The 9,978-nt window shown below is 75.4% G+C and carries 4 protein-coding genes; 1 reads left to right on the top strand and 3 read right to left on the bottom strand.

Annotated elements, in window-relative coordinates; genetic code table 11:
- Positions 1–130: 130 nt before the first annotated feature.
- Positions 131–511 carry a DUF2752 domain-containing protein gene (locus NBZ83_RS25265; RefSeq protein WP_261571165.1) on the top strand — a complete coding sequence of 127 codons (381 nt, stop codon included), beginning with the start codon at positions 131–133 and terminating at the stop codon, positions 509–511.
- Positions 512–559: 48 nt separating this feature from the next.
- Here the strand turns inward: NBZ83_RS25265 and NBZ83_RS25260 are convergent, their stop codons facing one another.
- The 3 genes from NBZ83_RS25260 to NBZ83_RS25250 all read right to left on the bottom strand — a co-directional run.
- Positions 560–1,108, bottom strand: coding sequence for an acyl-CoA thioesterase (locus NBZ83_RS25260; protein ID WP_261571164.1), 549 nt, complete (start codon positions 1,106–1,108; stop codon positions 560–562).
- A 71-nt stretch (positions 1,109–1,179) separates the two neighbouring features.
- Complete coding sequence (locus NBZ83_RS25255) at positions 1,180–4,518, bottom strand: beta-ketoacyl synthase N-terminal-like domain-containing protein (RefSeq protein ID WP_261575925.1); 3,339 nt, start codon at positions 4,516–4,518, stop codon at positions 1,180–1,182.
- Positions 4,511–9,978, bottom strand: a 5,468-nt coding sequence (locus tag NBZ83_RS25250) for a type I polyketide synthase (protein ID WP_261575924.1), incomplete at its 5' end; no start/stop codon positions are given. The genes NBZ83_RS25255 and NBZ83_RS25250, both read right to left, overlap by 8 nt.

Raw genomic sequence — 9,978 nt, 5'->3', positions numbered from 1 at the left:
GCCCCCGGGTCTGGATCCCGCCGGTCCCCCACCCGGACGGCCGGCGCCGATCCCGGCCGGAGCGCACCCGGCTACGGCCCCGCCCGCACCCCGGCCGACAGCACCGGCCGGATCACGTCGACGCCGCGCCGTGGCCTGGGCAGTCGCCGCGGCGGCCGTGGCCGGCCTGACCTACCTTGCCGGCCACGACCCGCATGACCCGTCGACGGCGATGCCCGGCTGCCCCATTCGTGGCGTGACCGGTCTGGACTGCCCGGCCTGCGGGACCCTACGCGCCACCTACGACGTGCTCCACGGGCAGTGGGCGGCGGCCGGCCACGACAACGCGTTCGTCCTGGCCTGCGCGCCGCTGCTCGCCGCTCTGCTGGCCCGCCAGGCCCAGGCCGTGCGCCGCGACCGGTACGCCCCCCTGCCCGCACCGCTGGCCTACGCGCTCGGCGGCGCAGCGCTGACCTGGATGATCGTGCGCAACCTGCCCGGCTGGCCGCTTACTCCCGGTTCGCACGGCTGAGCGCATCCCTCGATGATCATCCCGGCGAGATGCCGTCAACACCGTTGATTATCTTGAATCGGGATTGGAGCTGACCAGCCCCGAGGCCGACTCCTCCGGCTGGCCGGGAATCGAGACGGTTCCGTCGTCGGCCTCGGTCGACGCGCCACCCGCGCGCACCGGGAAGGCCAGCGCCTCCATCTGCGCCCGGCGGTCGGGCGGGATGGGCGTCGGTACTCCGTCGACGAGGTGGACCAGGATGCTGTCGCAGAGCCCGAGGCAGACGCCGTCGCGGAACAGGCCCGCGCTGTGCACGAACGAGGAGGTGCCGATCCGGCCGACCCCGCAGCCGACGACGTACGTCGCGGGATAGCGCGCCTCGGCCAGGTAATGGATCGAGATGTTGGCGACGACGAAGGTGAAGCCCTCGAACGGCACGGGCCTGCCGTCGGTGAAAATCCGCCAGTCGAGGGTGATGCGCGCGTCCTCGTAGAAGGAGGCCAGCGCGACGTTGTTCAGGTGGCCGTTGCCGTCCAGGTCACTGAACCGCGCCTGGACGGGGTGACTGAGCGGGTAACTGGCGAGGCTGAGCCGCTCCGGATCGCGTCGTGGGTCCATGCCGCCACTGTGCACATCAGCGCGCCCACCTGGGTCGCCGTGCAAGCAATCTCTCATCAGCGGGCCTGCTCTCATCGGCGGGCCTGGTCCTGCCCGCCCAGCGGCACGCCGTCGACGATCGTCAGGCGGACCTGGGCGGCGGACGGGTCACGCAGGGCCGCCCGCAGGGGGCGGTGCAGCAGGCAGAGGTCGCCGCGTGCGCCGAGACGCACGCGGCGCACGCGGGTCGGGTCCGCCGGGTCGGTGAGGAACAGCGCCAGGGCCGAGGCGGCGTCGAGGCGTTCGTCGGCTCCCAGGACGATGCCCGCGGCGGTGCGCCGCGTCACCGCGGCGGCGATGGCCCGCCACGGGTCGGGATGGCCGAACGGCGCGTCGGTGCCGGCGGCGAGTCCGATGCCGGCCCGCACGAGGGAAGCCGCCGGGTACAGCGAGGCCGGATCCTCGTCGGTGACGTCGACGAGGTAGCGGTCGCCGCGCTCGGCGATGAAGTTGGGTTGGGTGACGACGACAAGCCCGGTGCGGCGTAGCTGTCCGTGCAGCTCGGGTGGCACGACAGCGCCGTGCTCGAGGCGATCGCCGCGGCGGGGGCCGGCGATGTCGAGCGCGGCGAGCGTCAGCACCGTCTGGACCCGGGTCACGCAGTGCACGGCCACCGAATGGCCGGCCCGGTGCGCCGCGGTGAACCGGGCGGCGAGGGCGTCGAGGTCGGGCAGCGTGTCGTCGACGAACCCGGCGACGCTGCCCACGCCGACCTGGACGAACGCACGAACCCCGGTGTCATGCAGCCGGCGGATGAGCTCGCGGAACCGGACGGGCTCGAGGAGATGGCGCAGGGCGAGCTCGCGGACGGCGTTGTGATCGCGCGGGTAGGGCGCGACCGTCGTCGCCGACCAGATCGGGATCGTCGCCTCGCCGAGAGTGGTGTTGGCGAGGCTGGTCCGCAGCCGGTCCAGGTAGGGGGCGAGGAACGGGGAGTGGAAGCCGGAGCGGAACGGCAGGACCTGCCCCAGTACACCTTCGCGGCGCAGCCGCTCCAGCGCGGTGCGCACGTTCTCCTCGCGCCCGCAGATGATCGACTGGTGCAGGCAGTTGTCGTGGGAGACGACGATCTCGTCGAGGTCGGCGATGACCTCGGCGGCACGCACGGCGCCGCAGCCCAGCGCCCCGAAGACGACCCCGGGCACCTCAAGCGCGGCCGGGTCGAAGCCGGCGATGAAGGCGTCGGCGAACTCGCCGGCGATCAGCCCACTGCTGATCATCGCGTTCCACTCGCCGATGCTGTGCCCGCCGACGAGGTCCGGGACGATTCCCAGCCGGCGCAGCGCCTCGTCGAGGATGCGCCCCACCTCGACGCTCGCGACACCGTGCCGGCCGAGCATCCCGGTGTCGTCGAGGGCCGGGCGGGCGAGCCCGAAATGCGCGCAGACATCGTCGATGCGCGGGGCGAACTTGTCCTCCAGGCCGCAGAACAGCAACGCCGTCTGCCCGGGTGGCGTCCCGTCGGGCCGGGCGGGGTCGAGCAGGCCGGCCGAGGTGAACCACAGATCGTTTCGGCCCCGCCACGGGTTGCCCCGTTCCACGATCGTGCGGGCCAGCGTGAGCCGGCGCGGGCTCGGCGCGACCAGGGCGAGGCGCCAGGGACCGCCGGATGGCGGGCTCGCCGCGTCATCCCGGTCGAGCAGCTCCGCGTCGGGGGCATCGAGCTGGGCGAGCAGCTCCGCCGGACTGCTCCCGGCGAGCAGCAGGACCGGTTCCGCGGCCGGGTCGGCCACCCGCGGCGCAGCCGCCGCCACTGACGCCCCAGTCCTCGACGTCCCAGCCGTCGACGTCCCAGCCGTCGACAGTCCAGTCACCGACGTCCCGGCCGTCGACAGTCCGACTCCCGCCGGATGCGCTGGCGCGGCGGCGGGGAAGGTGCGGGCCGGGGTCGTCGGGGCGGTCGACGGCGCCTCTTCGACGACGAGATGGGCGTTGATCCCGCCGAAGCCGAAGGCGTTGACGCCGGCGCGCCGGGGGCCGCCGCCCGCCGGGGTGTCCCAGTCGGTCGCCGCGCGCACCGGCGCGAACCGACTGCCGGCGAAGGCGGCGTGCGGCTCGTCGCAGTGCAGCGTCGGCGGCAGCACCCGGTGGTGCAGGGCGAGCGCGGTCTTGATCAGGCCGGCCGCGCCGGCCGCGGGCATCGCATGGCCGATCATCGACTTGACCGAGCCGATCCCGATGTCCGCCCGCCCCGCGCCGCCCGTGCCGGCCGCGGCCGCCGTGCCGAAGATCCGGCCCAGGGTGGCAAGTTCCACGGCGTCGCCGGTCGGGGTGGCCGTGCCGTGCGCCTCGACCAGGCCGATCGCGCCCGGTGCGGTCGGGTCGAGCCCGGCGTCCGCCCAGGCGCGGCGCACGGCGAGGGCCTGCCCGTCGACGGCGGGGGCCATCAGGGAGGCGGAGCGGCCGTCGCTCGACGTGCCGGCGCCACGCAGCACCGCGTAGATCCGATCGCCGTCGCGGCGGGCGTCGGCCAGCCGGCGCAGCACCAGCATGCCGACGCCCTCGCCGATGAGGATGCCGTCCGCGCGCCGGTCGAACGGGCGGATCGCCTCGCTCGGCGACAGCGCGCGCAGCAGGGAGAACACGCTCCAGAACGACGGCTCATGAACGAGATGAGCGCCGCCGACGATCATCGTGTCGGTGCGGCCCGAGCCAAGATCGCGCATCGCCATCTCGACGGCGATGAGCGACGACGCGCAGGCCGCGTCCACCGTGTAGGCGGGACCGCGCAGGTCGAGCCGGTTCGCGATGCGGGACGCGGCGAGGTTGGGCACCAGGCCGATCGACGCCTCCGGCCGGGCCGGGCCCAGCTGGGCGACGAACGCCTCGCGGACCCGTTCAACCGCGTCGGCGGGCAGGTCCGGCAGGACCTCACGCAGCGTCGTGACGAGCTGGCGGGAGGTGCGCACCCGCTGCTCGAGCCGGGCCACCCCGGATCCCACGTATCCGCCGCGGCCGAGCACGACGCCCACCCGCTCGGCGTCGCCGAGCCCGTCGGGCCCGCCGGCGTCCGTGATCGCCTCGGCAGCGAGCCGCAGTGCCAGCAACTGGTCCGGCTCGGCCCAGTCGACGGAGTTCGGCACGAGGCCGAATGCCGTCGGGTCGAACGTCGCGAACTCGTCGACGAAGCCGCCGCGCCGGCAGTAGAAGCCGTCCGCCGCACCGGCCGGCGCCGCGCCCGCGCCGGGCGGCCGCTCGGGCGGGAAGTAGTCGTCGACATCGAAGCGATCCCGCGGGAGCGCCTGGATCGCGTCGACCCCGCCGGCTATGTTGCGCCAGAACGTGTCGAGGTCGCCGGCGCCCGGGAACAGCGCCGACATCCCCACCACGGCGATCGGCGGCGCCCCGGACCCGCCGCCGGGGTCACGCATCGAACGCCCCCGTGTCGGCGCACATGTAGACGACCTGCGCCGGCCCGCCGGACGGGCCCGCCAACTCGCGCAGCAACGCGGCGACCCCGACAGCCGGGTCGATCAGGCCAATACCGCGGCGGGCGTACTCCCGGGCGAGCTCCGCCGAGACCATCCCGCCACCCGCAGCGCCGGCCGGCGAGGCCCAGGGGCCCCAGTCGACGCTGACGACACGGCCGGCGAAACGCCCCGCCGCCGCGCTCGCGAGCGTGTCGAGGGCATCGTTCGCGGCGGCGTAGTCGACCTGGCCCCGGTTGCCGAAGACCCCCGCGACGCTGCCGAACAGGGCGACGAAACCGACGTCGTCGCGCACCGCGGCGAGCAGCGCCCGGGCGCCGTCGACCTTCGTCCGGTAGACCCGGTCGAACGACTCGGGTGTCTTGTCGCGCAACAGCCGGTCGGCGAGCAGGCCCGCGCCGTGCACCAGCCCGTCGAGGCGACCGCGGCGGGTGTAGACGTCGGCCACCACCGCGGCGACGGCCGCGCCGTCGCGCACATCCACCGCGTGGTATCGCACCGAGGACGCGAGGCCGCCCAGGGTCGCCAGCGTCGCCCGCACCTCCCGCTCGGCCAGCAGCCGGGCGACGCTGGCCTCGATCTCGGCCGGGCGACGCACGCCGGTCTCGATCAACGCGCGGCGCAGCGCCGGCGCGTCGGCGGCGCCCGCGGTGGCGGGATCCTCCGGCCCGACGGGTGGCGTGGTGCGCCCGATCAGCTCGACGGCGCAGCCGCTGCGCCGGGCGAGCTCGATGGCGACCGCCGCGGTGATGCCCCGGGCGCCGCCGGTGAGCAGCACGACCGAGGACGGTCCGAGCCCGGCCGGCAGGTCGCCGGCCCCGTCGACGCCCGCGGGCCGCACCCGCGGGGTCGCGCGCACCCCGTCCCGGTAACCCACGACCAGCGGTCCGCCGGGGGTGAGCAGCTCGGCGAGCAGGCCGTCCGCGATCCGGCGGGGCTCGTCCTTCGGCTCGACGTCGACGAGGCGCAGCGCCAGGCCGGGGACCTCCCGGGCGATCGTGCGGACGAGACCGGCGAGCCCCGCGCCCGGGGTCGGGCGAACGGTGAACTCGCCGGCGTCGGCGCGACGGGCGTATTCCAGAGTGTCGATCGCGCGCGGGTCGGACGTCGTACCAGGGCGGGCGGCGCGGGTGCGGCCGAACCGCCCGCCGTCGCCGGTGGCGATGAGCACCCGCCGGCTGCCGCCGAGAGCGGCGGCCCGTAGAGCGGGGAACGCGCCGGGCAGGATCGCGTGCTCGTCCGCGTCCGGGTCGGCGGAGGCGATCCAGATGAGGCCGTCGGTACCGACTCCGGCCCGGATCTGGTCGACGAGGCCGGCGTCGGCGGCGGTGAGGATCCGCACCTCGGCGCCCGACTGCTCCAGCCGGGTGGCAAGCGCCAGGCCGACCCCGAGACCGCCCTCCACCAGCAGGAACCGGGAGCCGGAGAGGTTGACCGGCGCCGCACCGGCCGGCGCGGGCAGGATCTCCGGCTCGACGACGAAGCGACGCAGCGCAATCGCCTCGGGTGACTCGCCGGTCACCGCCGCTACCGCGGTGGAAGCGCCGGCCGGACCGGGGGACGCCGCCGGAGCCGAGCCTGCGACGGTGACGGCAAGGCGGTCCATCACCCAGTCGACGATGCCGCGGACGGTCTTGATCGCCGCCAGCTCCTCGACGACCTCCTCGTCCAACTCCCCCGAACCCGCATTGACCAGCCCCAACCGCGCCGCCAACTCCCCCAGGATCTCCGTCCGCTTGATCGAATCAATCGACAGATCAGCCTCAAGATCCAGATCCGGCTCCAGCATCTCCACCGGATAACCCGTCTGGTCCCCGATCACCCCCACCACCGCGTCCAACACCGCCGACCGAGCCAGCACCGCGGGCCGAGCCGCCGGCGCCGCCGCGACGACCGGGGCAGCGACGACCGGGGCAGCGACGACCGGCGGCAGATCGACGCCCGCCGGGTCCGACACGGGTCGTCGGACCGCCGGCGCAGTCGCCGCTGCGCCGGCGGTCCGTGCCTGCCCCGGCTGAGCCTGGTGGGGGACCGCCGGAACGGCGCCGATGCCGTCGCGCGCCGCTGGGCGGTCGAGGCCGGTCGGGTCGTAGCCCAGGTAGCCCAGTACCACGTCACGCTGCGCCGCGACCAGCTCGCGGGTGGTCCGCAGGAACTCCAACACCACGGCGTCCACCGGGCCGCCACCTCCAAGCTCGGGCAGGCCGGCGGCGAGGACCGCCGGATCATCGGTCAGGTCAGCGGGCACGAGCGGTGGCGCCGGATTCCGCGAGACGAATCCCCGCACGCCCTCGATCGCGGGAAACTCGACGGAGGGTGCCGCAACGGACGGTCTCTCCGTGGGTGCCGTGGGTGCCGTGGGTGCCGTGGGGGCCGGAGCCGCGGGTGCCGCCGTGGCGTCCGCGGAAGCCGCCGTGGCCGGCGTCGCCGGGTCGTCTGTGCCCGGACCGAGGGCGCGGACCAGCCGGGTCGGCGGCCGCAGCCCGCCCGGCAGGAAGCGGCCGTCGGCGGTGCGCACGTAGGCCCCGTCGATCAACCAGCCGGGCCGGCGCGGCACGTCCGTGGCACTCACCACCCGGGCGTCACGCCCGGCGAACAGGGGCGCCGAGTCGACGCCGACGCCGGCCGCGGCGAGCTCGGCGAGCGCGAACAGCAACCGGCGCAGCCCCGACTCTCCCGCGACGTCGGTGGCCACGACCCGGTGCGGCCGCCCGCCGAGGATCTTGCCGACAAGCTGGGAGAGGACCCGACCGGGGCCAACCTCGACGAAGGTGCGCACGCCGGCCGCGTACATCGCCTCAATCTGCTCGTTGAACCGCACCGGCGCCGCCACCTGGCCGGCGAGCGTCGCCCGCACCTGCTCCGGCGCCGACGGGTACGGCTCGGCGGTGGTGTTGGACCACACGGGCAGCGCCGGTGCGGCGACGTCGAGCGCGGCGAGACGCTCGGCGAGCGTGCCGGCGGCCGCAGCCACGACCGGGCTGTGGAACGCGCAGGCCACCGGGATCGGCCGGGCGGTCATGCCGGCCCGGCCGAGGGCGGCCACGGCGTCGCCCACGGCGGCGGTCGGCCCGGAGATCACGCACTGCCGCGGGGCGTTGTGGTTGGCGATGACGACGTGGCCGGCGATGACGACGTGGCCGGCGCCGCCGACGTGGCCGGCGCCGCCCGCGGCACCGTCGAGCCCGGCGAGCACCTCGCGTACCCGCTCGACGGGTGCCTGGACGGCGGCCATCGTGCCCGGGTCATCCCCGGCTGCGGCGAGGATCGCGGCGGCCCGCGCCTCGCTGAGCCCGACGAGGTCCGCCCGGTCGAGCGCCCCGGCGGCGCACAGGGCGATCAGCTCGCCGTAGGAGTGCCCGCCGACGTGGTCCGGACGGACCCCGAGCCCGGTGAGCAGGTCATGGACGGCGAGGCCGGCGAGGCCGAGCGTCGGCTGGGCCGCCCGCGTGTCGGTGATCGCCGCCACCTGATCGGCCTTCTGTTCCCGGGTGAACGCGGCCGGGGGGAACATCGTGTCGACCCACTGGGGGGCCAGGTCGAGCACGGCCCGCAGCCGGGGGAAGGCGACGAACAGGTCGGCGAGCATCCCGGGCCGCTGGCTGCCCTGGCCGGGGAACAGGAACGCGGTCGCGCCCGGCTCGGCGTCGTCACGGACGAACAGCCCGGCGCGGGGGTTCGCCGTGAACGTACGAGCCGCCTCGATGGCGGCGGGCAGCCCGTCGAGATCCTCGACGACGAACGCGACCTGCACCGGGCCGCCGCCGGCAGCGCAGGTGGTTCGGGCCAGATCGCGCAGGCGGAACGGCCGCCCGGCGTCGTCGTTCGTACCGACCAGGGCGGCGAGCCGATCCAGCGCCCGGTCGGCGGCCGCCCGGTCGGCGCCGCGCACGGCGAACAGCTCCGCGGGCCAGTGGTCCAGGCCGTGGGCGGGTTCCGGCCCGCCGTCGTAGGCGGACAGCACCACATGGAAGTTGGTGCCGCCGAAGCCGAACGCCGACACCCCGGCGTGGCGTCGGCCTGGGGGCGCCGCCCAGGGCTTCGCGGCCTCGTCGAAGTAGAACGGGCTGGTGTCGGCGTCCCAGTAGGTGTTGGGGGTGTCGATGTGCAGGGTCGGCGGGCGCACGCCGGTCTCGACCGCCTTCGCCGCCTTGATCAGCCCGGCCAGGCCGGCGGCGCACTTGGTGTGCCCGATCTGCGACTTCACCGAGCCGACCGCGCACTGGCCGGGGGTCGCACCGTGGTCGGTGAACACCTCGGTGAGGGTCGCGAGCTCGGTGCGGTCGCCGACAACGGTGCCGGTGGCATGCGCCTCCAGCAGGCCGACGTCGCTCGGCGAGATGCCCGCCCGCGTGTAGGCCCGTTCCAGGGAGAGCACCTGACCGGCCTTGCGCGGCGCGGTCAGCCCGAGGGCGCGGCCGTCGGAGGAACCGGCGACGGCCCGGATGACCGCGTGGATGCGGTCGCCGTCCCGCTCGGCGTCGGCGAGCCGCTTGAGCACGACGGCGGCGGCGCCCTCACCCAGGCTGGTGCCGTCGGCGCCGGAGTCGAAGCTGCGGCAGCGCCCCCCCGGCGACAGAGCGTGCACGGAGGAGAACAGCAGGAAGTCGTGCGCGCCGGCGTGGGTGTCCACCCCGCCGCAGAGCACCAGGTCCGAGCTGCCGGCGAGCAGTTCCTTGCAGCCGGCGTCGAGCGCGGCCAGCGACGAGGCGCACGCCGCGTCGACGGTGAAGTTCACCCCGCCGAGGTCGAGTCGGTTGGCGACCCGCCCGGCGATGACGTTCGCGAGCATGCCCGGGAAGGAGTCCTCGTCCAGCTCGGGCAGGAACTCGTCGAGCTCGGCGGGCAACGGCCCGAGCAGCCCCGGCCACAGCGAGCGCAGCCCGTAGGCGCCGGACAGGTCGGTGCCGGCCTCGGTGCCGAAGACGACCGAGGCGCGGGAGCGGTCGAACGGCCGGCCCTCACCGGCCGCCTTCTGCCCCGTGTCGTAGCCGGCGCCGCGCAGCGCTCGGGTGGCGACCTCGAGGGCGAGCAGCTGGCTGGTCTCGATGCTGCGCAGAGACCGCGGCGGAATGCCGTAGGCCAGTGCGTCGAACGGGATCCGCGGCAGGAATCCGCCCCACTTCGACGGGGTGCGGCGCCCGGCGTCCTTCACCACCGCGTCGGCCCGGTAGTACACCTCGGGGTCCCAGCGGTCGGCGGGCACCTCGCGGATCGCGTCGTTGCCGGCGACGACGTTCGCCCAGAACGTGGCAAGGTCCGGCGCGTCGGGGAAGATCGCGGCCATCCCGACGATCGCGATGTCGAGCGGCTGACCGGCGCGACGCGAGTCCGCCTCGCTCGCCGTCGCCGTCGCCACCGCCGTCGCCACCGCCCGGCCCGCGGCACCGGTCGCCTGCCCCC

Origin of the sequence: Frankia gtarii (assembly GCF_025403375.1) — a bacterium.
Classification (GTDB): Bacteria; Actinomycetota; Actinomycetes; order Frankiales; family Frankiaceae; genus Frankia; species Frankia gtarii.
This window is presented reverse-complemented; position numbering and strand designations above follow the sequence as displayed.

What these genes read in the sequence shown, in the direction of transcription:
- NBZ83_RS25260 (WP_261571164.1), bottom strand. Translation starts at nt 1,108, where the DNA reads ATGGACCCACGACGCGATCCGGAGCGGCTCAGCCTCGCCAGTTACCCG.
- NBZ83_RS25255 (WP_261575925.1), bottom strand. Translation starts at nt 4,518, where the DNA reads ATGCGTGACCCCGGCGGCGGGTCCGGGGCGCCGCCGATCGCCGTGGTG.